24 protein-coding genes are annotated in these 22,286 nt (G+C 69.8%); 18 read left to right on the top strand and 6 right to left on the bottom strand.

Features of this window, described 5'->3' with window-relative positions; genetic code table 11:
- Positions 1 to 127: 127 nt before the first annotated feature.
- Positions 128 to 454, bottom strand: coding sequence for a hypothetical protein (locus ACSNOH_RS21515; protein ID WP_436723045.1), 327 nt, complete (start codon positions 452 to 454; stop codon positions 128 to 130).
- A gap of 444 nt (positions 455 to 898) precedes the next feature.
- Between ACSNOH_RS21515 and ACSNOH_RS21510 the strand changes: the two genes are divergently transcribed.
- From ACSNOH_RS21510 to ACSNOH_RS21430, 17 genes are all read left to right on the top strand, one after another.
- On the top strand, positions 899 to 1,312 hold the full coding sequence (locus tag ACSNOH_RS21510; RefSeq protein WP_436723044.1) for a DUF3592 domain-containing protein: 414 nt from the start codon (positions 899 to 901) through the stop codon (positions 1,310 to 1,312).
- Positions 1,313 to 1,525: 213 nt separating this feature from the next.
- Positions 1,526 to 2,410, top strand: coding sequence for a hypothetical protein (locus tag ACSNOH_RS21505; RefSeq protein WP_436723043.1), 885 nt, complete (start codon positions 1,526 to 1,528; stop codon positions 2,408 to 2,410).
- Positions 2,411 to 2,567: 157 nt separating this feature from the next.
- The gene (cpaB, locus tag ACSNOH_RS21500; protein ID WP_436723042.1) at positions 2,568 to 3,293 is read left to right on the top strand and encodes a Flp pilus assembly protein CpaB; all 726 of its coding nucleotides are present in this window, start codon (positions 2,568 to 2,570) and stop codon (positions 3,291 to 3,293) included.
- 8 nt (positions 3,294 to 3,301) lie between these two features.
- Entirely contained in the window at positions 3,302 to 4,630 is a 1,329-nt protein-coding gene (locus ACSNOH_RS21495) for an AAA family ATPase (protein ID WP_436723041.1), read from the top strand.
- 56 nt (positions 4,631 to 4,686) lie between these two features.
- A complete protein-coding gene (locus ACSNOH_RS21490) occupies positions 4,687 to 5,088 on the top strand; it encodes a TadE/TadG family type IV pilus assembly protein (RefSeq protein ID WP_436723040.1) in 402 nt (133 codons plus the stop codon).
- Positions 5,089 to 5,091: 3 nt separating this feature from the next.
- The gene (locus tag ACSNOH_RS21485; RefSeq protein WP_436723039.1) at positions 5,092 to 5,553 is read left to right on the top strand and encodes a TadE family protein; all 462 of its coding nucleotides are present in this window, start codon (positions 5,092 to 5,094) and stop codon (positions 5,551 to 5,553) included.
- A gap of 64 nt (positions 5,554 to 5,617) precedes the next feature.
- Complete coding sequence (locus ACSNOH_RS21480; protein ID WP_436723038.1) at positions 5,618 to 6,955, top strand: CpaF family protein; 1,338 nt, start codon at positions 5,618 to 5,620, stop codon at positions 6,953 to 6,955.
- Positions 6,956 to 6,972: 17 nt separating this feature from the next.
- Complete coding sequence (locus ACSNOH_RS21475) at positions 6,973 to 7,914, top strand: type II secretion system F family protein (protein ID WP_436723037.1); 942 nt, start codon at positions 6,973 to 6,975, stop codon at positions 7,912 to 7,914.
- 67 nt (positions 7,915 to 7,981) lie between these two features.
- Positions 7,982 to 8,851, top strand: coding sequence for a DUF5936 domain-containing protein (locus ACSNOH_RS21470; protein ID WP_436723036.1), 870 nt, complete (start codon positions 7,982 to 7,984; stop codon positions 8,849 to 8,851).
- 13 nt (positions 8,852 to 8,864) lie between these two features.
- Positions 8,865 to 10,199 (top strand): sensor histidine kinase, encoded by a 1,335-nt coding sequence (locus ACSNOH_RS21465; protein ID WP_436723035.1) that lies wholly within the window; start codon positions 8,865 to 8,867, stop codon positions 10,197 to 10,199.
- A 42-nt stretch (positions 10,200 to 10,241) separates the two neighbouring features.
- Complete coding sequence (locus ACSNOH_RS21460) at positions 10,242 to 11,129, top strand: response regulator transcription factor (protein ID WP_436723034.1); 888 nt, start codon at positions 10,242 to 10,244, stop codon at positions 11,127 to 11,129.
- Between the two features lie 218 nt (positions 11,130 to 11,347).
- Positions 11,348 to 11,635 (top strand): Flp family type IVb pilin, encoded by a 288-nt coding sequence (locus ACSNOH_RS21455; protein ID WP_436723032.1) that lies wholly within the window; start codon positions 11,348 to 11,350, stop codon positions 11,633 to 11,635.
- Positions 11,635 to 12,366, top strand: a complete 732-nt coding sequence (locus ACSNOH_RS21450; RefSeq protein WP_436723030.1) for a pilus assembly protein TadG-related protein — start codon at positions 11,635 to 11,637, stop codon at positions 12,364 to 12,366. The genes ACSNOH_RS21455 and ACSNOH_RS21450 overlap by 1 nt, the downstream gene beginning before the upstream one ends.
- Positions 12,367 to 12,412: 46 nt before the next feature.
- Positions 12,413 to 13,024, top strand: coding sequence for a hypothetical protein (locus ACSNOH_RS21445; protein ID WP_436723029.1), 612 nt, complete (start codon positions 12,413 to 12,415; stop codon positions 13,022 to 13,024).
- 4 nt (positions 13,025 to 13,028) lie between these two features.
- Positions 13,029 to 13,634, top strand: a complete 606-nt coding sequence (locus ACSNOH_RS21440; protein ID WP_436723027.1) for an OmpA family protein — start codon at positions 13,029 to 13,031, stop codon at positions 13,632 to 13,634.
- A gap of 147 nt (positions 13,635 to 13,781) precedes the next feature.
- The gene (locus tag ACSNOH_RS21435) at positions 13,782 to 15,794 is read left to right on the top strand and encodes a hypothetical protein (RefSeq protein WP_436723026.1); all 2,013 of its coding nucleotides are present in this window, start codon (positions 13,782 to 13,784) and stop codon (positions 15,792 to 15,794) included.
- Positions 15,795 to 15,871: 77 nt separating this feature from the next.
- Positions 15,872 to 16,447: a hypothetical protein gene (locus ACSNOH_RS21430; protein WP_436723024.1), complete on the top strand. Its 576-nt coding sequence runs from the start codon at positions 15,872 to 15,874 to the stop codon at positions 16,445 to 16,447.
- A 30-nt stretch (positions 16,448 to 16,477) separates the two neighbouring features.
- On the opposite strand, the gene ACSNOH_RS21425 is transcribed toward ACSNOH_RS21430, so the two are convergent.
- Both ACSNOH_RS21425 and ACSNOH_RS21420 read right to left on the bottom strand, forming a co-directional pair.
- Positions 16,478 to 16,906 (bottom strand): DUF3592 domain-containing protein, encoded by a 429-nt coding sequence (locus ACSNOH_RS21425; protein WP_436723023.1) that lies wholly within the window; start codon positions 16,904 to 16,906, stop codon positions 16,478 to 16,480.
- A gap of 82 nt (positions 16,907 to 16,988) precedes the next feature.
- The gene (locus tag ACSNOH_RS21420) at positions 16,989 to 17,846 is read right to left on the bottom strand and encodes a S1 family peptidase (protein WP_436723022.1); all 858 of its coding nucleotides are present in this window, start codon (positions 17,844 to 17,846) and stop codon (positions 16,989 to 16,991) included.
- A gap of 262 nt (positions 17,847 to 18,108) precedes the next feature.
- On the opposite strand from ACSNOH_RS21420, the gene ACSNOH_RS21415 reads away from it, so the two are divergent.
- Positions 18,109 to 19,422 carry a M14 family metallopeptidase gene (locus ACSNOH_RS21415; protein ID WP_436723020.1) on the top strand — a complete coding sequence of 438 codons (1,314 nt, stop codon included), beginning with the start codon at positions 18,109 to 18,111 and terminating at the stop codon, positions 19,420 to 19,422.
- A 60-nt stretch (positions 19,423 to 19,482) separates the two neighbouring features.
- Here ACSNOH_RS21415 and ACSNOH_RS21410 read toward each other — a convergent pair whose 3' ends face one another.
- The 3 genes from ACSNOH_RS21410 to ACSNOH_RS21400 are packed head-to-tail and all read right to left on the bottom strand — an operon-like array spanning position 19,483 to position 22,225.
- Positions 19,483 to 21,018 (bottom strand): GntP family permease, encoded by a 1,536-nt coding sequence (locus ACSNOH_RS21410; protein ID WP_436723019.1) that lies wholly within the window; start codon positions 21,016 to 21,018, stop codon positions 19,483 to 19,485.
- A gap of 33 nt (positions 21,019 to 21,051) precedes the next feature.
- The gene (locus ACSNOH_RS21405; protein WP_436723017.1) at positions 21,052 to 21,456 is read right to left on the bottom strand and encodes a RidA family protein; all 405 of its coding nucleotides are present in this window, start codon (positions 21,454 to 21,456) and stop codon (positions 21,052 to 21,054) included.
- Entirely contained in the window at positions 21,449 to 22,225 is a 777-nt protein-coding gene (locus ACSNOH_RS21400; RefSeq protein ID WP_436723015.1) for an IclR family transcriptional regulator, read from the bottom strand. Before ACSNOH_RS21400 ends, ACSNOH_RS21405 begins: the two co-directional genes overlap by 8 nt.
- Positions 22,226 to 22,286: the final 61 nt, after the last annotated feature.

Raw genomic sequence — 22,286 nt, 5'->3', positions numbered from 1 at the left:
CACCCATGCCTCGCGCCCCTCCCCCGCGTGATCACGACAGGGGGACGCTAACGGCGCTCCGCGCCCGGGGTCTTGGGTCCTGGGACCCCATTCGGGGCCCCAGGGGCGCCGGGGGTCAGTCGGCCGGTCAGCCGGTCACCCTGACGGATTCGACGATCTTGTCAATGTCGGAAGGGGAGACCGCCCCTTGCTTCCTGATGATGCGCACCAGGAACGGCTTGTCCTCGGCGTCCATGCCGACGACGTCGGTGCCGTCGACGGTGGTCCCTTCCGGAGGGGAGTGGTCCAGGCCGTTCGAGGCCTGGGGGTTGTAGTCGATGCGGCGCACGTTGGCACCGCCTACCTTGATGTCCTTCGTCTCCTTGGACGCGGCGCCCACGGCGTAGGTGGCTTCCGCCCCCAACGCCGCCAGGTCCAGGTCGCCGGCCTCCATGAACGAGGTTTGAACGGCCACCCTTGCGACTATGGAGCCATCCTTACTCAAGGTGACGCCGGTGGTGTTCGGCTTCTTCTCCTGCCCCGGAGGAACAGGCTTCCATCCTTCCGGATAGGACACTGTCACCTGCTGCGCTTCCAGCTTGCCCCAGCCCTTCGGCTCACCCGGAGCATCTCCGTCGTCCGCGCCATTCCCGCAGCCGCCGAGCAGAGCGGCGGCGAGTCCGGCCGTGACGGAAGAACGGAAGAGACGGAAGAGGAGGCCGGTGCGTGATGGCCCTGGGTCACCGTATGAGGGGTTCTTTCCCCTTGAGGCAAAAACGTCACCTATGCCACTCATGCCCCGCGCCCTCTGTTCTTGATCACTTCCAGCCCACGCTAGCCTGCGCGGGACGCCCGGCCATGGGCCCACGGGCCCACGCCGGGCCCAAAGTTCGCTGTAAAACGGGGGCAAGCCTTGACAGTGCTCACGACTACCGGTCTCACCGGTCTGCTGGTTGCCCTGGGGGCGTTGCCGGCGTACTTCGCGCATCGGCTGCTGGCGATTTTCAGGGTGCTGCGGCACGGCCTCAAGGCCGAGGCCGTGTGCGTGGAGGTGCAGATGTCCTCGGGCCGCGAGGACACCACCTATCACCACGTGTTCGAGTTCGACGCCGCCGACGGCCGGCGCATCCGGTTTTCGGAGGACGTCTCTCAGGGCATCGGGCGTGGCTACCGGACGGTCGCCCACTACGACCCCGCCGACCCGTCGCGCACGGCCACGATCGCAGGCCGGGATGACCTCGCGCCCGTCCTCCTCCCGGCGTTCGGCGCCCTGGTAGGGGGTTTCATCTGGATTTCGGTCTTCTTAGCAGCATTCGGCCGCTTTCTGCTCTAGCGGCCACGTCATGACGAACCCGGCTCCTCGCGCCGCCGAGGTCAATACGCCCCGCTATACCGCCTTTTCATGCTCTCGGAGCATCCTGCCGGCGCAAGGGATGGTGTTCTCCGGGCTCCCGCGACGCGGATAAAGTGCTGCTGCAGTTGTACGGGGGAGAATGATGTGCGGTCGTCTGCGGTACGGGGCGTCCGGAGGGGCAGGTAATCAGACGTGGCGACCGCAATAGCAGTTACCAGTGCTGACCTCGTACTGGCGCCGCCGGACGGGCGGACGCCGTCCGCAGCGGCGCTCCGCCCCCCGAGCGAGCAGTCGCTGAACGACGCTCTCGCCGGCATGCAGGCGCTGGTGGAGCAGTGCGGGCACGTGATCGTGCTCTATCCGTCCTCCCTCGCCGTGTCCCACGAGCGCCGCCTCCAGACGATCCGTTCGGTGCTGGACAACGGCAGGATCGCCCTCGTACGGAGCGACCTGCCGCCCCTGGCGCTGGCCGTGCTCGCGCGGCAGCTGCGGCAGATCTCCGTCTTCGATTTCGGCGCGGGCGTCGTCGGCTCGGCGGCGCTGCTGTTCTCCCACTACCTGTACGCCGGCGCCCTGCTGAACTCCGTGGCCAAGCTCGACCACGTGCCCGTCGGGCTCACGGCGCACGCGAAGTCCTGGGTGCCGGGTTCGCAGTTCGGCGTCCTGGCGGGCCCCGCACCGCAGCTGATCAGGATCGGCGCCGCGGGCAGCATGCTGGCCGGCCCGAAGTTCGGCACGTACCTGACCGTCGCTCAGGGACGGATCGCCTCGGACTGGGTCACATCGACCCTCGCGCCCGCCTGGGCCGTCCAGTCCCTCCAGCAGGCGGAGTTGCCCCAGGAGTCCCTCCGCTGGTGGGGAACCGGGAAACTGGTCGAGTTCGTCGCGGGGATCGGGGATACTTCGGTGCTCGCCCAGCTCGTCGCCTCCGTGAAGCGGCAGCCGTGCCCGTGGTGCGGGCTGGAGCTCATCGGCGAGCGCTGCGTGTTCTGTGCTGCGTCTCTCTCACCCCATGCGAACCAGCAGCCGCACAACAGCGTCGTTAGTCCCGGACTGCAGGGGCAGTCCGCCGAGTGACCCGCAGAGGGCACGCCTCCGGCCGCACGCCGCCGCGCGGCACGGCCGGCGCGCACTCACGTCACTTCTCCCGAGCACGAAGCGAGTACCGAGCAAGTTCCAGCGCGCCCGCACCGCCGCTCACCGCATCCATCCTTGAACGAGGTAGTCCGCAACCATGAACTCTCGCCAGCGCCGCGGCATCATGCTGCTCCTCCTCTCCGTTGTGTGCGCCTTCGCCGCATTCATCGGCGTGCTCTCGGTGATCAATGACGTCGACTCCAAGGTGGGGCCCGAGGTCACGGCGTACGAGCTGGCGACGGACGTGCCCGCGTACCGGGCGCTGGAGCCCGGGAACTTCAAGCAGGTCTCCCTGCCCAAGCGGTGGCTGCCCAGCACGGCGGTGACCAGCCTTGACGACGTCACGGGGAAGATAGCGGTCAATCCGCTCAAGGCGGGCTCCCTCCTGCAGTCCGACATGATCACCGAGCGGCCGGCGCTCAAGCCCGGGCAGCAGGAGATCGCGATCATGATCGACGCCGCGACGGGTGTCGCCGGCAAGATCACCCCCGGGGCCACGGTGAACGTCTACGCCACGTTCTCGTCCGCGACGGGCAAGGGCACCGGTGAGGACAGCGCCGCGCAGCCGCGCTCCAAGGTCATCGTCAGCAACGCCAAGGTGATCGACGTCGGCAAGCTGACCCCGCTGGCCCCGAAGGAGGGCGAGTCGCAGTCCGGCGGCTCGGCCGTCCCGATCACCTTCGCGCTGGAGACCCTCGACGCCCAGCGCATCGCCTACGCCGAGTCCTTCGCCTCCCACGTCCGCCTCGCGCTCGTCGCGCCGGGCAGCGACACGACCATCCCGCCGAACCAGCGGGACTACACCCTGAACGGCGACAAGTGAGGTAACGGATGGCCACAAGAATCCTCCCGGCCGTCGGTGACGCGGACGCCGCCCGGTCGGTGACGGCGCTGCTGAGCCAGCTCCCGGACACCGATCCCGCCCAGCCGGCGGTCAGCTCCACCCAGCTCCTCGACACCCTCGCGCAGCTCGCCCACGACTCGATGACCGGCCTTCCCGAGGTCGTCCTCGTCCACGAGCGGATCGGGCCGGTGCCCGCCCTGGAGCTCGTCCGCGAAGTGGCGCTGCGGTTCCCGGCGGTCGGGGTCATCCTGATCACGGCGGACACCAGCCCCGCGCTGATCTCCGCCGCCATGGACGCGGGCGCGCGCGGCCTCGTCGGCCTGCCCCTGTCGTACGACGAGCTCCTGGCGCGCGTGCGGGCGACGGGCAACTGGGCCGTCGGCGTGCGCAGGCACCTGACCGCCGAGGCCGGGGTCCCCAGCGGGCCCGGCGGCACGGTGGTCACGGTCTCCGGCGCCAAGGGCGGCGTGGGGACGTCGGTGATCAGCATCCAGATGGCGCTCGCCGCCAGGGCGGCCGGGCGGAGCGTCGCGCTGGTGGACATGGACCTGCAGAACGGGGACCTCGCCTCGTACCTCGACGTGCAGTTCCGGCGGTCCGTCGCCGACCTCGCCGACATCCACGACATCACCCCGCGCGTCCTGCAGGACGTCGTCTTCAACCACGAGACGGGCCTCGGCCTGCTGCTCGCCCCGGGGGACGGCGAGCGCGCCGAGGAGGTGAGCGAGCGGACGGCCCGTCAGCTCGTCAGCGCGCTGCGCGGCCGCTACGAGGTCGTCGTCATCGACTGCGGCTCCCAGATGACCGGCGCGAACACCGCGGCCATCGAGGTCGCGGACATCGCCGTGCTCGTCCTCACGCCGGACGTCGTCACCGTACGGGCGGCCAAGCGCATGGTGCGCATGTGGGAGCGGCTGCAGGTCCGCAAGGCCGAGGAGACCATCGCCGTCGTCAACCGCGCCGTGCGCAACACCGAGATCCAGCCTCCGCTGGTCGAGCGCGTCGTCGGCACGCGCCTGGCGCGTACGGCCGTGCCCGCCCACTTCAAGGACCTGCAGCCGGTGGTGGACGCGGGCCGCATGCAGGACCTCGACAGCCGCAGTGTGGTCAGACAGGCGATGTGGGCACTGGCCGGTGAGCTGGGTCTCGTACGCAGCGCCGCCCAGCATGCGGCCGGCAGGCGGGGGCGGCCCAAGTACCGCGGCGACCGCGGGGCCGTCGGCTTCCGGCGGCGGCGCGGCGGCGCCGACGGGGAGGAAGGCATAGGCCCCGGCTCGCCGCCCGACGCCCCGGCCGGGGACAGGACCGGGCCATGACCGTCCCGACTGTGCGGCTCCCCGCCCGACGCCCCGGCCGGGGACAGGACCGGGCCATGACCATCCCGTCTGTGCGGCTCCTCGGCCGGCGTGCCGACCGCGGACAGGTCGCGGTCGAGTTCCTCGGCGTCCTGCCGCTGATCCTCCTGCTGCTGATCCTGCTCTGGGAGTGCGTCCTGGCCGGCTACACGTACACGCAAGCGGGGCACGCGGCCGACAGGGGCGCCCACCAGGGCGCGATCGCGAGCGAAGGGACGCGCGAGACCGCCTGCCGCGGCGCGGTGCTGGGCGGCCTCGAGCCCTCCTGGCGCGACGGGGCCGGCATCCGGTGCCGTGACGACGTCGGCAGCGGCCTGTACGAGGCCGAGGTCGAGCTGGAGGTTCCCGTCCTCTTCCCCGGCCTGGCGAGCTTCCCCGTGCCCATCCGGGGCCGGGCCGCCGTGGCGAAGGAGGGGTGAGGCATGGCCGACCGCACCGACCACACGGGGCGCACCGACCGCACAGGGCGCACCGGGCGCACCGGGCACACCGGGCGCCGTGACCGCACCGGGCGCCGTGAACACACCCGGCGCCGTGACCGCGGGCAGGCCTCGGTCGAGTTCATCGGCATGCTGCCCGTGCTGATCCTGATCGGGCTGGCCGTGATCCAGACCGGCGTCGCGATGTACGCGATGGAGCAGGCCGGCACGGCCGCGCGCGCCGCGGCCCGCACGGCCGCACGCCCCGGCATGGAGAACGGATGCCGGTCGGCGGGCAAGGCGTCCATCAGCGGATGGCTGGCCGAGCGGGCCGACATCCGGTGCAGCGACGGCATCGGCGAGGTCACCGCGACCGCCGAGGTGAGCATCCCGTCGCTCATCGGGTTCGACCTGGGCAGCACCACCAAGACCGTCACGATGCCCCGCGACACGGCGCGGCCGTGACCCTCCGGCAGCCGAGCACACGACGGAACCGGCAGCCGAGCACACGACAGAAGGAGCCCCGAACATGAGCCTGAGGGCGCGCATCAACGCACCCGAGGCGGGCGGCGTGCAGCACGAGGAGAACCACCTCGTCGCGGTCTACCGCGCCAAGCTGCTGGAGGAGATCGACCTCGCCGAGATGTCCTCGCTGGCGGCCGCCGAGCGCAGGGCCCGGCTGGAGCGCGTCCTCGGGCACATCATCAGCCGGGAGGGGCCGGTCCTCTCCACGCACGAGCGCTCGCAGCTCATCCGCCGCGTGGTGGACGAGGCCCTGGGCCTGGGCATCCTGGAGCCGCTCCTGGAGGACGCCTCGATCACCGAGATCATGGTGAACGGGCCGGACCAGATCTTCGTGGAGCGCGCCGGCCGGGTCGAGCAGCTGCCGCTCCGCTTCGCCTCGGGCGAGCAGCTGATGCAGACCATCGAGCGCATCGTCTCCACGGTGAACCGCCGCGTGGACGAGTCCAACCCGATGGTGGACGCGCGCCTGCCCTCCGGCGAGCGCGTCAACGTGATCATTCCGCCGCTCGCCCTGTCGGGCGCGACGCTGACCATCCGCCGCTTCCCCCGTGCCTACACCCTGCGCGAGATGATCGGCCTGGGCTCCCTGGACGAGCAGATGCTGGCGCTGCTCTCCGCGCTGGTGCGGGCGAAGTTCAACGTCATCGTCTCCGGGGCGACCGGCTCCGGAAAAACGACCCTGCTCAACGCCCTCTCCGGGCTGATCCCGGAGAACGAGCGCATCATCACCATCGAGGACTCGGCGGAGCTCAGGCTCCAGCAGAACCACGTCATCACCCTGGAGTCCCGGCCTCCGAACGTCGAGGGCAAGGGCCAGATCACCATTCGCGACCTGGTCCGCAACTCCCTGCGCATGCGCCCCGACCGGATCATCGTCGGTGAGGTCCGCGGCGGCGAGACCCTCGACATGCTCCAGGCCATGTCCACCGGCCACGACGGATCCCTGGCCACCGTCCACGCCAACAACGCCGAGGACGCTTTGATGCGGCTGCAGACGCTGGCCTCGATGTCGGAGGTCGAGATCCCGTTCGCGGCGCTGAAGGACCAGATCAACAGCGCCGTGGACGTCATCGTCCAGCTGAGCCGCAACGCCGACGGCTCCCGGAAGATCAGCGAGGTGGCGATCCTGGACTCCCGCGGCCGGGAGGACTACCGGCTCGTCACGGTGAGCCGGTTCACGGCCCGGCCGATGTCCGCGGACGGCGTCGTGTACGGCGAGTTCACGTATTTCCCGCTTCCGCGCCGGGTGGCCGAGCGGCTCTACCTCAAGAACGAGCCCGTCCCGCCCGCCTTCGGCGTGGCCGACTCCGACGACCAGCTCGCCGCGCGCGAAGCCAAGTAGGAAGTCTCCCCACGGACATGGACAAGTTTGTGTTCCTGACGATCGGCGCCACGCTGCTGTGCTGCGTGCTCGCGATCGCCGGCGTGCACGTGTACGCCACGGGCAAGGCCCAGCGCCAGGCGCTGGTCGACCGGCTCACCCAGCAGGGGCCGGAGATACGCAAGGGCGGACGGCGCGAGGCGTTCCGGGGCATCGACCGCCGGATCCGCAAGACCGCGTTCGGCAGGAAGATCGAGCTGAAGCTGGCCGCCACCGGGCTCTCCCTCACTCCCGGGGAGTTCTTCGTCTACATGGTCGGCGCCACCGCCGGCATGTGGATCGTCGCGAGCATGCTCCTGGCGCCGTTCTTCGGCCCCCTCGCGGCCGGTGCCGGCCTGTGGGGCGCGTTCGCCTACCTCAACTGGCAGCGCCAGAAGCGCAACGAGAAGTTCATCAACCAGCTTCCCGAGCTCTCCCGCGTCGTCGCCAATGCCACCCAGGCCGGACTCGCCCTGCGCACGGCCCTCGCCATGGCCGCCGAAGAGCTTGAAAGCCCGGCCGGCGACGAACTGGCCCGGGTCGCCGACCAGCTGGCCGTCGGCCACACCCTCGACGACGCCCTGGACGAACTGGCCAAGCGGCTGCCCTCCCGGGAGCTGGTCGTCCTCGTCACGACCCTCGTGCTGTCCAACAAGGCGGGCGGTACGGTCGTCAGCTCGCTGCGCAGCCTCACCGTCACGCTGGAGGAGCGGAAGGAGACCCGCCGCGAGGTGCGCACCCAGCTCTCGCAGGTCACCGCGACGGCGTACATCGTCCCCGGCATGGGGCTCGGCGCCCTGCTGGTGATGGACCGCATCTGGCCCGGCGCCCTGGACAAAATCACTGGTTCGGTGATCGGGCAGGGCGCCATGATCGTGTCCATCGCCCTCTACGCCCTGGGGTTCTTCCTCGTCCGCCGCCTCGGCAAGATCGACGTCTGAGCGACCTGAGCGACCTGAGACACCTGAGAGATCTGAAAGATCCAAGAGATCCGAGAGAAGCTGCACCATGGGACTCCTGCTCGCACTCGTCTTCGCCCTCTCCATCGTCGGCATCTTCTACGGCCTCCGGCTCTACCGCGCCGACGCCAAGCTGCCCGCGGACCTGGCCGTCGCCCTGGAGGTCGGCGCCACCCGTACCAACGCCGCAGGTTCGCTCATCGACCGGCTGGGCATGCGCTACGCGCCCATGGTGCTGCGCATGATGGGGCCGGAGCGGGTGAACAAGACCCGCCGCCGCATCGACATGGCGGGCAACCCCGGCGGCCTCACCATCGACCGCTACGCCGCGCGCCGCTTCGTCTACGGCGTCACGGGCGGCGTCGGCGGACTGGTCATGCTGGCGGGAGGCAACGCACTGCTGGCGATCCTGATGTTCGCCTTCGGTGCGGTGTGGGTGGAAATCGGCCTCTGGTCGGCCGTCCGCGCCCGCAAGGAGGCCATCGAGCGCACGCTCCCGGACTTCCTCGACGTCCTCGCCGTCGTCGTCTCCGCGGGCCTCGGCTTCCGGCAGGCCCTCGACCGTACGGCCGAGAAGTACGAGGGGCCGTGGTCCGACGAGCTGCGCATCACCCTGCGCCAGATGGACATGGGCGTCAGCCGCCGCCAGGCCTTCGAGGAGCTGCGCAAGCGCAACGACTCGGAGCAGGTCGCGATGTTCGTGACCGCGCTGCAGCAGGGCGAGGAGCTCGGCTCGCCGATCGTCGACACGCTGATGGCCATCGCCGACGACATGCGCCGCACGGACGCCCAGAACGCGCGGCGCAAGGCCGCGAAGGCCGTGCCCAAGGCCACCACCATCATCACGATGATCATGGTCCCGGCGACGCTGATCCTCATCGGGGCGGGCATGTTCTTCGGCTCGGGCCTGCTGGGGTAGGGAGACAGTGACGATGGCGTACCGCGCGGTCGCCGGGTCGCCGGCCGCGATCACCTCCGGGGGCCTTACGGTCCCTGAGGAGCTCGTGGCCGACGAACCGGCGCTCAGAATCCAGCTGTCCGCACTCCAGGCGCTGTGCCGGCAGGTCTTCGGCTTCCGGCTGGCCATGATCGCGCTCGCGGCCCCCTTCGCCCTCTACGGGGCCAGGCGCGGCTGGCCCACCTGGCTGGTCGGCGCCGCGATCCTGTTCACCTTCATGGGGTCGTACATCCTGATCCGCGACTGGGAGCGGTTCGGGCCGCTGCTCCTCAAGCACCCCACGCTGCTCGGCCTCGACACCGCTCTCGGCGCGCTCATGCTCTTCACCGCGACGCCGGAGAGCCCGCTCGCCTACGTGACCATCTGCACGCCGCTGCTGGCCGGGCTGGTCTACGGGTGGCGAGGCGCGGGAATCTTCGTTTCCCTCACGCTCCTGATCGTCGGCCTGGCCTACGCGGGGGACCGTCATGCGGATCTCCTCAGCATGGACGGAGCCGCACTGCTGCCGGGGGTCTGCGTCCTCGCGGGCTCGGTCGGCGTCACCCTGCGGCGCCACGTGCTGCGCTTCGGCGCCGCCAGCAAGGTGCTGACGGACACCCGGTCGCGGCTCGCGGTGAGCGAAGCGGTGCAGAGCGAACGCGCCCGGCTGGCCCGGGAGATGCACGACTCGGTGGCCAAGACGCTGCACGGGCTCGCGCTGGCGGCCGACGGACTGGCCCACTCCGCCGACCGCATGGACCCGAAACGGATAAAGGAGCAGGCCGAGCTGGTGAGCCGCTCGGCGCGGCGCGCGGCGGCGGAATCCCGCGAGCTGCTGTCGGACCTCAGGCGCGAGTCGGGGCTGGACGGCGGTGTGGACATCACCGTCGAACTCTCGGCGCGGGTCGCGGATTTCGCGCGCCGCACCGGCCTGACGGCCGTCTGCCGGCCGGTCGGCAGCACCGCCGTCCCCCCGGTGCCGCACGCGGTCGCGCGGCACATGCTGACCATCGCCTCCGAGGCGATGGAGAACGCCCACCGGCACGCGGACCCCTCGAAGCTCGACGTTTCCGTGGGCGTGGTCAAGGGTGCCGTCCGGATCAGCGTCCGTGACGACGGCCGTGGCCTGCTCCCCGGCACGACCCTGGAGCAGCTGAAGCGGAGCGGGCACTTCGGTCTGGTCGGAATGGTGGAGCGGGCGGCCCGCATCGGCGCCCGGATCCGCATCGGCAAGGGCAGCGCGGAGGAGGGCACCGAGGTGCGTCTGGAATTCCCGCTGGCAGCACTCGGACCGGCTGCCGACGGAACAGGGCCGCCGGCGGCCTCCTGAGCCACCCGTCATGTCCGCACACCACCGAGAGGAGGGCGCAGCGTGCAGAACCGTCCCCGCACCCACGTGGCGCCGCCGCACCCCCAAGCCCCGGCACCGCTCACGCGTCCGCAGCCGGCGTCATCCCCTGCAGGGCCCACCGGCCCGCAGGATCCCCGGAGCCTCTTCGGCATCCCCGCCGCACGCGACGCCGCCCCGCTGCGGGTCATCGTCGCCGACGACAACCCCGTCGTACGGGCAGGGCTCACGGCGCTTCTCTCCGGCCGACGGGACATCGAGGTCGTCGCCGAGGCGGGAAACGGGCGGGAGGCGTACGACGCCGCCTACCGGCTGCGGCCGGACGTCGTGCTCCTGGACGTCCGGATGCCCGAGGTGGACGGCATCTCGGCGCTCCCGTACCTCGTGCAGCTGGCGCCCGTCCTGATGCTGACGTACAGCCAGGAGTCCGAGATCGTGCACGAGGCTCTGCGCCTGGGTGCCGGCGGCTACCTGGTCCACGGCGAGTTCACGGCCGAGGAACTCGTCGTGGCCATACGCAACATCAAACAGGGGCGGGCCCACTTCACCGCCACGGCTTCCACGGCATTGCTGGCCCGCGTGCGGCAGGCGAACGGCCGTCCCGAGCTGCCGGACGGTCTGGGCAGGGGCGCGCCCGGCGAGGGTCACCCCGCTCCTCACTCCACTGCACCCCCGCCCGAACCGGCCCGGTTCGCGCTGAGCCGGCGGGAGGAGGAGGTGATGGACCTCATCGCCGCGGGGATGACGAACGCCGAGATCGCGGCGGCGTGCTTCATCAGCGAAAAGACGGTCAAGAACCACATCAACCGCATCTTCACCAAGTTGCAGACGGAGACCCGGAGTCAGGCCATCGCCCTGTGGCTCGGCACGGCACGCGGTGGAGGGCGCAGTGGAGGGCGGGCGCATGGGTGACGCACTGCCGCGGAAGCGGGCCCGCAGGCGCGGGCAGGTGGCTCGTGCACGCCTTTGGGCCCGGGATTGGGCCTTGGGACCCATGTTCAGAAGTGGGGTTCCGGCGTACGTTTCTGCTGCCGTCGGGGAGGCCGGTCAGGTGACGACCGGAGGCGCTGATGGAGCCAGGACTTACGTAGAAGCCGGTTTGGCGCCGGCTGAGGCCGGAGGGGAAGACCATGAACGACAAGCTGCTGAAGGCGGCCGTCGACACCAAGGTGCACGTGGTGGAGTGGCGGGACGTCGTCATCGACCGGATGTTCCGTCGCGAGCGGTCCAAGGGCCAGACCGCGGTGGAGTACATCGGCATGATCGTGGTCGTGGTGGCGATCCTGGCGGCGATCGTCGGCTTCACGGACATCGGCGACAGCATCAAGAAGAAGATCATGAAGGCGATCGACGGGACCGACAACATCGGCAAGGACAGCAAGAGCGGGGGCGGCCAGTCGGCCAAGCCCTCGAACTGATGCCCTTTACCGGCCGGCCGCACCGCGAGGCAGGGCAGACCCTCCCCATCTACATCACGGTGGTGGCGGGCCTGCTCTTCCTCGCGTTCGCCTATGTCGCGGTCGGTCAAGCCGCCGTCTCCCGCAACGGCGCCCAGTCCGCCGCGGATGCCGCCGCGCTGGCGGCCGCACAGGACGCACGGGAACAGCTCCGCGCCGGCCTCCTCGTCTCCCTCACCGATCCTGCGAGCTGGCAGCACGCCCTCAAGGGCAAGAACCTCTTCACCGAGAGGGCCTGCGCGGCGGCGAGGCGATTCGCGGAACGCAACGACGCACAGATGGGGGACGGTCCCGAGGGCTGCCGGAAGCTCACCGACGGACGTACGGGCTTCACCGTCAAGCTGCAGTCCAGGAAGGCCGTCGGCGGCTCTGCCATCCCCGGCCTGGAGAACCGGCACATGAAGGCGACCGCCACGGCGGTCATCGTGCCGCGGGTGTGCACGCTGCGGCCGGTGGAGGAACCCGCAGCGACCAGCAAGCCCGAGCCCGAGCGGACACCGAAGCCGCGGGAGAGCAATACGCCGAAGCCCGAGCGGAGTTCAGCTCCCGAGGCAAGCAAGAAGCCTGAGCCGAAGCCGCTGCGACTCCACTGCTCCAACGGCCGCACCTGGGATCTCGACCCCAAGGATCCGGCGAGCTCGAAGCACCTCCCTGGAGTCGCGGACCTGTTCTCCGTCAGACTTGCCGACTGATACTTGTGCGCCCTGTTTGCGAACGACAACTAGAGGACGATGAGTGATGAGCGTGTGGCAGCGTGCCCGGGCACGTCGGACCGTCGTGGGTGCCGCCCTGGTGGCGGCAATGACCGTGACGCTGTCCGCCTGCGGAAGCGACGGCAAAGAAGAGAAGCCTGAGGCCGGCCAGAGCGCCAAGCAGGACGGCGGGAGCAAGCAGGAGGACCGGTCCGGGCAGGACTCCCGGACCAAGCAGCCGGACAACGGCAAGGTGATCGCCACGCTCAAGGGTCCCAAGGGCGTCGTCCTCGACATCACGTCCGCGACGCGCAGCTCGGGCGGGTTCGTCACGCTCAGCGGAAGCCTGAAGAACACGGCGAGCGAGAAGTTCTACGACACGCAGGTGTGGTCCGGCCCCGAGCTGAACGTGATCAAGGGGGCGGGAGGCAGTTCCCTCGGAGGCGCCACTCTCGTGGACGAGAAGGAGAAGAAGCGGTACTACACCTTGCGGGACACCGACGACCGGCCACTGGCCACGACGGGCATCGCCACCCTTGAGCCCAACTCGGAGCAGCAGGTCTACATGCAGTTCCCCGCTCCCCCGAAGACCACGGCCAAGGTCGACCTGCAGATCCCGACCTTCCAGTCCGTCGCCCTGACGCTGACGGACGGGTGACCTCATGCGAATGCTTCACAGGCAGACGCCGGCCTGGGCCCTTGCTGCTGTCCTGACCGCCGGTGCGGCAGCCGCCGCGCCCTCCGCCTTCGCCGACGACGCGCCTTCCGGACGGTCCGTCTTCACAGGAAAGGTCGACCCCAAGGATCCCGGCCTCAAGCTGGAGCGGGGAAAGACCCTCGCGCCGCCCAAGGTGCTCGACATCAAGAGCATCGTGGGTGACGAGAGCGGCGAGGAACAGCGGCAGGACACCAACACGGACGTGAAGTTCCAGCTCCAGGCCGAGATCCTCTTCGGTAAGGACAGTGCCGAGCTCAACCCCGCCGCGAACGACCGCATCAGGACCATCGCCGACGAGATCAAGAAGCAGAACGCCCACCAGGTCCAGGTCTTCGGCTTCACCGACAACCTCGGCACGCACGAGCACGGGATGGAGCTCTCCAAGCAGCGCGCGGACGCCGTGCAGAAGGAACTGTCCAAGGCGCTCGGCTCCGACGTCCGCTACGAGATCCGCGGGTATGCCGAGGACGCTCCGATCGCCTCCAACGACACCGAAGAGGGCCGCAAGCAGAACCGTCGCGTAGAGGTGTCCTTCCCGCGCGCGAACTGAGGGGTCCCACAGACAACTGCCGACTGCCCGGATTCCCTCCGCCTCCCACGTCGTGTTGGGCCCCGAATGGGGCCCAGGGGCCCACGACCCCTTGATCATCTCCGGTTAGCGTGAGCCGCGAACGATCAAGGACGGAGAGCTGGGGGAATGGGCGGCATAGGCAAGAGTTTCGACTCCCGACATACATATGGTTCCTACCGGGCGCCGAGTCCGCAGCGCTCCAGCGTCTTCTTCGCGCTGATGCGCTCCTGGGCGGCAGCGGTCGTCGTCCTCTTCGCCTCCGGCCTGCTCCTCAATACCGCGCTCCTCGACGACCTCGCGTCCGCGGAGCGGCTCGCTTCCTTCGGATGGCGGGTCGCCCTCATCTACGTTCCCAACACGCTCTACGTCACCCTGGCCGTATGGGCGGCTGCCCGTCTCCTCTCCGAGCCGCACAGGGACTTCCTGTCCCGGTACCTGCCGGCCGCGCTGGGAGTTCCGGTCGTCACGACCGCGTGGACTCTCGTGGAGGGCTGGGGCCTCCTCGTCGCCGAGGGCATCGGCATGGCGGTGGCTTCCCTCGTTCTGGGCGGTGTCGCCGGGCTCGCGCTCGGGCAGCTCGGCCGGACGGACGACGGCCGTGCGGATCACCCGTGGAACGACCTCGGTGTGACGGCGACGGAATACATCGGCACGGTCGTCGTGGTGGTGGCCATCATGGCCGCGGTGGTCACCGCCAACATGGACAGAACCATCGCCGACACCATCAAGGCGAAGATCTGCCAGGCCGTCGGCGGCAATTGCAAGACCCCACGCCAGATCGCCGAGGCGAAGAAGCCCGACTCGTACTTCGAGCCGACGATGTGCAACACCGCCAACACCAGCAATACGGCGGGCCAGGAAGTGAAGATCGCCTGGTTCAAGTTCGGCAACGAGTACGGCTTCCAGCAGCAGAAGTTCAAGGTCCGTGAGGTCGACAAGAACGGGAATCCCGTCCTGGGCAAGGACGGCAAGCCCGTGTACAAGGACCGGGTCCGGCTCACCTTCAGCGAGGCCGGAAAGGCGGGCGTGACCCTGACCCCCAAGTGGGGCGCGAAGGTCGGCAAGCTCGACGAGGAGGGCTCGTCCGAGGTCGAGCTGTCCGGCGGTGTGAAGGTCACGGCCGGTGACACCTGGCAGTTCGACAGCCAGGAGGAAGCCGACGAGTTCCGCGAGAAGCTGGAAGACCTGGAGAGCGCCAAGGCGGGCATGCAGTACGCCAGGGATTCGCCCCTGGCCGCCCGCAACTCCGCCAAGCACTACACGGACCTGCAGAAGGAGGTCAACGACACGGTCAACGCGGGCCACCTCTCGTACGCCTCGGTGGGCGTGGAGGCCGCCGGCGACCTCAAGATGTCCGGTTCGATCGACGATCAGATCACGGCCAAGCTCGGCGGCAAGGTCAAGGTCGCCCCCACGGCGACGATCACCAAGGACGGCATCAACCACACCACCTCCAAGACCTTCGCGTTCAAGGTGGAGGGCAGCGCGGGCGGAGAGGCCAGTGCCGACGGGACCAAGGTCTCGGCGGAGCACGGGATCGGCATCACCGGAGCCATCACGGTCACCCGCGACAAGGACAACCATCTGAAGCGGATCATCATGACCCGCACCCAGGAGGACTCCGGTAAGGCCGGCGGCAAGCAGGAGGCCTCGGACGAGGAGAAGGTCCCGGACAAGAACAAGAAGGGCAAGGACAACCGGAACGCCGGCAAGTCCAAGCACAAGGGGTCGGTCAGCGGATCCGGCAAGGAGACCGTGACCGAGGTCGTCACCACCACGCTCGACATCAACACCGCGGCTCAGCGGGAAACCGCCGAGAACTGGCTGAAGGGTAACGACAAGTACGGGACGCCCTTGGTGCTGCTGGCTTCCGACGAGGCCCCGACGGACCAGCCCGATGACGACGACAAGTTCGGTCAGCTGTTGTTCGCGGAGGGCAAGACCAGCCGGCTCACCTATGACGGTGTGACCGACGCCGCGGAGTTCGGTGCCGAGCTCAATCTGGGCGTGGCGTCCTTCGGCTACACCGCCAACTTCGAGGCCAGCAAGGAAAAGGTCCGCCAGAAGGACGCCGAGTTCCTCGGCGCCCCGCGGGACGGAAAGCGGAGTTACCTTCCGATGACGCTCTGCTCGAAGTAGTAGTAGTAGTAGTAGCAGCAGCAGCAGCAGCAGCAAGTGGTATCACTGCCGGACAGTCGCACAGAAAGCGGAACTCGATGATCAGCACGACCGTGCGCCGCGCCGCAGCGGCCGCTGCGACCACCGCCCTCGCGGGACTCCTCATGGCCGGCTGCGGTAGCGAGAAGAGCGGCGGGCCGGCCGTCCCCGAGGGGTGGCAGACGCTGGACGCACAGCAGGTCAGCGTCGCCTACCCGAAGGGATTCAAGGCACTGGCCGAGGACCGGCTGCCCGGGTCCGTCACGGCCGAGGCGGACCTGACGGAGGACGGGAAGACCGTTGCCCGCATCATCGCGCAGGTCGAGTTCATGAAGACGAGCGACCTGGACATGGCGGTGGCGGGTGCGGAGACCCAGTACACCTTCGGTGGCACGGCCAAGGGCAAGGAGGACATCACCGTCTCCGGCGCCCGCCGGGCCACGCGCATCGACCACGAGTTCAAGTCCAGCGGTGCGGACGGGTCCCCTCCGCGGGACACCGACATGACCGCCGTCGATGTCGTCGGCATGGACAAGAAGGACAAGCCCTGGATCGTACGGGTCACCGCACCGAAGGGGAAGCTCTCCCAGGACGACCTGGACGAGATCCTGAAGTCCATCAAGGTGACCGGCTGACGTTAAGTGACCGGCTGACGTTCCCGCCCGCTAGTGCTTGGGCCACACCCGCGTCACGTACATCCAGAGAACCACCAGGCTGACCAGAAAGAAGGCGCTGCTCACCAGAATGCCGAAAAGGCCCCCGAGCAAGGGGGAAAGGGTGCGCAGTCCCATCACCGTCGCCGTCCGCTCCGGGTCCTCCGCCCGGTAGCGGACGGTGACTTTTCTGCCTTCCTGCATAAGCATGGTGGGTTCCTCGAACTCCACCGAACGGCCGTCGGCCGTGGTGAAGCCGTAGACGTAATGCATGCGCGTGAAGCCGTCGGAGCCTTCCGTTCCGTAGCTGCGCACGCAACGACCTTCCGCGCGCTCGCCGAAGAAGACGGACCTCAGCGAGGTCAGCCATTCGCGTACGCATTTCCCGAGGACCCATGCGGTGCCCGCCGCGAAGAGCAGAAGGACGATCAGGGTTGTCATGTCCTCAGCCTAGTAATGGCTACGGAGCCCGGGCGCCGCCCAGGACCCCGGGAGCCGGTGAGCCGAGGGAAGGGGGGAAACGTTACGGCTTGGGGAGCTCGCAGCCCGGCAGGCCCAGGTCCAGCTTGTTGCCGGTGGTGAAGCACTTGGCGATGCCGTACGTCTCCTGGGCGTAGTTGATGCCCTGCCGCACGGTCACCTGGCCGTTCTCGTCGACCTCGCACGGGTTGTTCATCGTGCAGCGCTCGCCGCTCTCGTTGCCGGTGTTGTTGATCGCGATGACCTTGCCGGTGCTCGCGTCGACGACCGGCGAGCCGGACGTGCCGCCTATCGTGTTGCACGACGAGGTGTAGCGGAGCGAGTCCTTCCAGGTCCAGTCGGCCTCGCGGAGGCGGTAGACGAACCCGTCGGCGTTGCAGCTGTAGATCCGCTTCCAGAAGCCGGAGACGACCTTGATGGCGGTGCCGGCGACGGGGTGGTCCGGGGAGAGGCTCAGGGCGTCTATCTTGTAGCGCTGCTTGATCTGCGCGTACGTGGTGTTCAGCTCGTAGAGGGTGACATCCGTGTCCGTCATCGTGGCGTACGAGACTTTTGTGGCGCGCAGTGTGGCAACCTTGCCCGCACTGGAGTTCAGCAGGCTGAAGGTCCGCGTGGACGGCCGGTCGGTGATGACCTCGCCGGGCCCCGGCATGCCGGTCTCCAGGCAGTGACCGTTGGTCATGACGAGGCCGGGATCGTTGTCCGACGAGCCCGGGAGGCGGATCAGGGAGCCTGAACAGTTGCTGAGCGCCACGGTGCCCGCGAAGTCGACCGCCTTGGGCCGCGCCTTGCCGGCGCCCGCCGCGCCGTCCGGGGAAGCCGCGGTGGCGGTGCCCGCACCGGCCACGGTCGCTCCGGTGAGGAGCAGCGTGGCGAGCGCACCGACGAGAGGTCTTCTCATGGGGGGTGGTTCCTCTCTGAGCCGAGCCGGAGCCCTGTTCGGTTTTGACATGCGCATTGTTGGTGCCGGTGGGGGCGGACGCAATCAACAGGATCGAAGTCACGGCAGTGAAGGCCAACTTGGCCGGATTCCCTCGCCTTCCTCGCGTTGACCCGTTCATGACACGGCTCGACACTGGCCACGCAACCCCTGTACCCCCCACTTCCCTCCCCCGCGGCATCCCCCCACCCGCCGCAGGGACCGGAACCCCCCAGGAGACCGCATGCGACCCCGTTCGCGCGGCAGATGGGCTACTACCGCCGTCGCCGCCGTGCTCACCCTGGCCCTCGCCGTCCCCGCCGCCTCGCGCGGCGCGGAGGACACCCTCGGGACCACCCACGCGTACGAGGTCACCGGCCCTCGTACCGCCGCCCAGCGCACCGCCGTCGCCGCGACCGGCGTCTCCGTCGATGCCGTACGGGGCACCTCGATCGTCGTCACGGCGGACGCCGGACAGGCCGAGCGCATCCGCCGGATGGGCTACGCCGTCAGCCGGCTGCCCGGGCCGCCGGACCGCTCGGGCGGCCGGGCCACGGAGCCGTACGACTTCCCGCCCGAGGACGCGAAGTACCACAACTACCGGGAGGCCATGGCGGAGGTCGACGCCGCCGTCGCCGCCCATCCGGCGATCATGAGCAAGAAGGTCATCGGCAAGTCGTACGAGGGCCGCGACATCGTCGCCGTCAAGATCAGCGACAACGCGGGCACGGACGAGGACGAGCCCGAGGTCCTCTTCACCGCGCACCAGCACGCGCGCGAGCACCTCACCGTCGAGATGGCCCTCTACCTGCTCAAGGAGTTCGGCTCCAAGTACGGCACCGACCCGCGCGTCACCAAGATGGTCGACTCGCGCGAGATCTGGGTCGTGCCCGACGTCAACCCCGACGGCGGCGAATACGACATCGCCACCGGCTCCTACCGCAGCTGGCGCAAGAACCGCCAGCCCAACGCCGGCTCCGCCTACCGCGGCACCGACCTCAACCGCAACTGGAACTACAAGTGGGGCTGCTGCGGCGGCTCCTCCGGCAGCCCCGGCTCCGAGACCTACCGCGGCACGGCGGGCGAGTCCGCGCCCGAGGTGAAGGTCGTCGCCGACTTCGCCCGCAGCCGCGTCGTCGGCGGAAAGCAGCAGATCAAGGCCGGCATCGACTTCCACACGTACAGCGAGCTGGTCCTGTGGCCCTTCGGCTACACCTACGACGACACCGGCCCCGGGATGACCCAGGACGAGCACGACGTTTACGCGACGCTCGGCAAGTCCATGGCCGCCAGCAACGGCTACAAGCCCGAGCAGTCGAGCGACCTCTACACCACCGACGGGACGATCGACGACTGGCTCTGGGGCGACCAGCGGATCTTCTCGTACACCTTCGAGATGTATCCGGACGAGAGCGGCGCGGGCGGCGGCTTCTACCCGCCCGACGAGGTGATCGACCGCGAGGTCGCACGCAACCGGGAGGCGGTGCTGCAGCTGCTGGAGGCCTCGGACTGCATGTACCGGGTCATCGGCAAGGAGGCGCAGTACTGCAAGCAGTAGTCCCCTGCAGGGGCGGTAGGTACGGCCCCGCCGGGCCGGGGAAGGCCCGGCGGGGCCGCGTCACGGCACCACCGCGCTCAGAGCCGCCGCCACCGCGAACCCCGCCACCGACAGCACCGACTCCAGCACCGTCCACGACTTCAGCGTCTCCCGTTCCGGGATGCCGAAGTACGTGGCCACCATCCAGAAGCCGCCGTCGTTGACGTGCGAGGCGAAGATCGAGCCCGCCGAGACCGCGACGATGACCAGGGCCAGGTGGGCCTGCGAGGCGGCGGTGTCCGCGAGCAGCGGGGCGACGATGCCCGTGGTCGTCACGATCGCGACCGTCGCCGAACCCTGCGCCACCCGCAGGGCCACCGCGATCAGCCACGCCAGGACGACGACCGGCAGCCCGGCGCCGGCGAGCGCGGCCGCCAGCGCCCCGGCCACCCCGCTGCCCTTGAGGACCGCGCCGAAGACCCCGCCCGCGCCGACGACGAGCAGGATGTTGCCCACGGGCTTGAGCGAGGCCGTCGAGACGGCCTCCAGTGACGTACGGGACCAGCCGCGCCGCAGGCCCAGCAGCCAGTACGCCAGCAGCAGGGAGATCGTCAGCGCCACGAACGGGTGGCCGAAGAACTCCACCACCGAGCGGCCCGTACTCGGCGCGAAGGCCACCGAGGAGAACGTCGCGAGGAGGATGAGGAGCAGCGGGGTGCCGATGACGGCGAGGAGCGTGGCGAGAGCGACCGGGGCCTCGGCAGCCGGGGCCTCGCGGGCCGGGGCCTCGCCGTTTGTGGCCTCGCGGGTCGTGGTCTCGCGGGCCAGGTCTTCGCAGGCCGGGGCCCGTGGGGTCGTCGCCGCCCGCTTCGCTTCCTCGGCCGCCGCCGCCATCTCCTCGGGGACGGGGACGAACACGCGGCGGCCGATCCAGGCCGCGTACGCCCACGCCGCCAGCACCGCCGGCAGGCCCGCCGCCGCGCCCATGAGGATCACCCATCCGAGGTCCACGCGCAGCAGCCCGGCCGCGGCCACCGGACCGGGGTGCGGCGGCAGGAAGGCGTGCGTCATGGAGAGGCCGGCCAGCAGCGGCAGCGCGTACAGCAGAATCGATTTCCCGCTGCGCCTGGCGGCCGCGTACACAATCGGCGCGAGGACGAAGATGCCGACGTCGAAGAAGACCGGTATCCCGAAGACCACACCCGTCACGCCCATCGCCAGGGGCGCGCGCCGTTCCCCGAAGAGCGCGAGGAGCCGGCCGCTGAGGGCCTCCGCGCCGCCGGAGACCTCCAGGACCGAGCCGAGCATCGTGCCGAGCCCGACGATGACGGCGATGTGGCCGAGGGTGCCGCCCATGCCCGCCTCGACGAGCGAGACGGCGCCGGACTTCTGGACCGTGCCGAAGAGCTCGGTCACCGGCAGCCCGGCGCCGAGGCCGACGGCGATCGAGACGGCCAGCAGGGCCACGAACGGCTGCAGCCTGACCTTGATGATGAGGAAGAGGAGCAGGGCGATTCCGAGGGCGGCGACGGTCAGCAGACCGGGGGTGCCCGGTATGAGGGCGAGCAGCCCTCCGGTGCGGCGCTCGGCCGCGTAGATGACGGACTCGACGGACACGTCGGGCACCCCCCGGCCTCGTGGCGGCGGCCGTCAGCCGAGGACGGCGAGTGCGTCGATCTCGACGAGCAGCCCGGCGGGAAGCCCGACGTAGACGGTCGTACGGGCAGCGGGTACGGACTTCAGGTCGGCGAAGTACGCGTCGTAGAGCTCGTTGAACTCGGCGAAGTGGGCGGTGTCCGTGAGGTAGATCCGCATCATGACCACGTCCTCCCAGCTCGCGCCGCCCTCCTCCAGGACCGCCCGGACGTTGGCGAGGGTCTGCAGGGTCTGCTCGCGCAGGGAGTCCCCGGCGGGCGTCGGCGGCTGCCCCGGAACCGCCGGCAGGAAGCCGACCTGGCCGGCGACCTGCAGGATGTTGCCCTTCCGCACCCCGTGCGAGAACTTCGCGGGCGGGGTGGTGTGGGTGGGCGGCGTGATGGCGGTCTTCTCAGTCATGGGATCCCTGCTTCCTGATGGGCGGCGGTGTCGTACCGGAGTAGTCCGCGCTGATGGCGTCCGCGGTGCGGCGCAGCAGCGGGAGGAGTTCGAGGAGCCCGGCCGTGCCGACGACGACGTTCGGCGCGGAGATCGAGCAGGCGGCGACGGCGCGGCCGCCGGGGCCGCGGACGGGCGCGCCGATGCAGTTGATGGACTCCTCGTGGCCGCCGAAGTCGGTGGCCCAGCCCTGTTCCCGCACGGTCGCGAGCTCCTTGAGGTACGCGGCGGCGTTCGGCGTCGAACGGGCCGTGTAGGCGGGGTAGTCGAGCCGCTCGGCGACGGCGCGCCGCTCGGGTTCGGGCAGGTCGGCGAGGAGCAGCTTGGCGACGGCGGCGACGGTGATGGCGACGGGCTTGCCGATGCGCGAGTACATCCGTACGGGGTAGCGGCTCTCGACCTTGTCGATGTAGAGGACCTCGCCGTCCTCGTACACGGCGAGGTGCACGGTGTGCCCGCAGCGCTCGTTGAGCTCGGCGAGGTGCGGGTGGGCGATCTCGCGGACGTCGAGGTTCTCGGCGGCCTGCTGGGCGAGGGCGAACAGGCGGGTGCCGAGGCGGTAGCGCTGGTCCTGCTGACGGTAGACCATGCCGTGCTCGTGGAGGGTGCGCAGCAGGCGCAGCGCGGTCGACTTGTGGACGCCGAGGCGGGCCGCGACCTGCTCCAGGTTGGCCGGCCCCTCGGCGAGGAGCGGCAGGATCCGCAGGGCGCGGTCGACGGTCTGGCTCATGGGGTGCGTTCCTTCGCGCTGGCGCTGGCGGGGGCGGGAGCGGGGACGGAGCCGGCGGCGG

Source organism: Streptomyces sp. URMC 127, from assembly GCF_051386535.1.
In the GTDB taxonomy this organism is placed as follows: Bacteria; Actinomycetota; Actinomycetes; order Streptomycetales; family Streptomycetaceae; genus Streptomyces.
Note: the sequence above shows the minus strand (reverse complement) of the source record. Positions and strands in the feature narration are given on the sequence as shown.

Coding starts and splice junctions, on each gene's coding strand:
- cpaB (WP_436723042.1), top strand. CDS start 2,568: ATGAACTCTCGCCAGCGCCGCGGCATCATGCTGCTCCTCCTCTCCGTT.
- ACSNOH_RS21495 (WP_436723041.1), top strand. CDS start 3,302: ATGGCCACAAGAATCCTCCCGGCCGTCGGTGACGCGGACGCCGCCCGG.
- ACSNOH_RS21490 (WP_436723040.1), top strand. CDS start 4,687: ATGACCATCCCGTCTGTGCGGCTCCTCGGCCGGCGTGCCGACCGCGGA.
- ACSNOH_RS21485 (WP_436723039.1), top strand. CDS start 5,092: ATGGCCGACCGCACCGACCACACGGGGCGCACCGACCGCACAGGGCGC.
- ACSNOH_RS21480 (WP_436723038.1), top strand. CDS start 5,618: ATGAGCCTGAGGGCGCGCATCAACGCACCCGAGGCGGGCGGCGTGCAG.
- ACSNOH_RS21475 (WP_436723037.1), top strand. CDS start 6,973: ATGGACAAGTTTGTGTTCCTGACGATCGGCGCCACGCTGCTGTGCTGC.
- ACSNOH_RS21470 (WP_436723036.1), top strand. CDS start 7,982: ATGGGACTCCTGCTCGCACTCGTCTTCGCCCTCTCCATCGTCGGCATC.
- ACSNOH_RS21465 (WP_436723035.1), top strand. CDS start 8,865: ATGGCGTACCGCGCGGTCGCCGGGTCGCCGGCCGCGATCACCTCCGGG.
- ACSNOH_RS21455 (WP_436723032.1), top strand. CDS start 11,348: ATGAACGACAAGCTGCTGAAGGCGGCCGTCGACACCAAGGTGCACGTG.
- ACSNOH_RS21450 (WP_436723030.1), top strand. CDS start 11,635: ATGCCCTTTACCGGCCGGCCGCACCGCGAGGCAGGGCAGACCCTCCCC.
- ACSNOH_RS21445 (WP_436723029.1), top strand. CDS start 12,413: ATGAGCGTGTGGCAGCGTGCCCGGGCACGTCGGACCGTCGTGGGTGCC.
- ACSNOH_RS21440 (WP_436723027.1), top strand. CDS start 13,029: ATGCGAATGCTTCACAGGCAGACGCCGGCCTGGGCCCTTGCTGCTGTC.
- ACSNOH_RS21435 (WP_436723026.1), top strand. CDS start 13,782: ATGGGCGGCATAGGCAAGAGTTTCGACTCCCGACATACATATGGTTCC.
- ACSNOH_RS21430 (WP_436723024.1), top strand. CDS start 15,872: ATGATCAGCACGACCGTGCGCCGCGCCGCAGCGGCCGCTGCGACCACC.
- ACSNOH_RS21425 (WP_436723023.1), bottom strand. CDS start 16,906: ATGACAACCCTGATCGTCCTTCTGCTCTTCGCGGCGGGCACCGCATGG.
- ACSNOH_RS21420 (WP_436723022.1), bottom strand. CDS start 17,846: ATGAGAAGACCTCTCGTCGGTGCGCTCGCCACGCTGCTCCTCACCGGA.
- ACSNOH_RS21415 (WP_436723020.1), top strand. CDS start 18,109: ATGCGACCCCGTTCGCGCGGCAGATGGGCTACTACCGCCGTCGCCGCC.
- ACSNOH_RS21405 (WP_436723017.1), bottom strand. CDS start 21,456: ATGACTGAGAAGACCGCCATCACGCCGCCCACCCACACCACCCCGCCC.
- ACSNOH_RS21400 (WP_436723015.1), bottom strand. CDS start 22,225: ATGAGCCAGACCGTCGACCGCGCCCTGCGGATCCTGCCGCTCCTCGCC.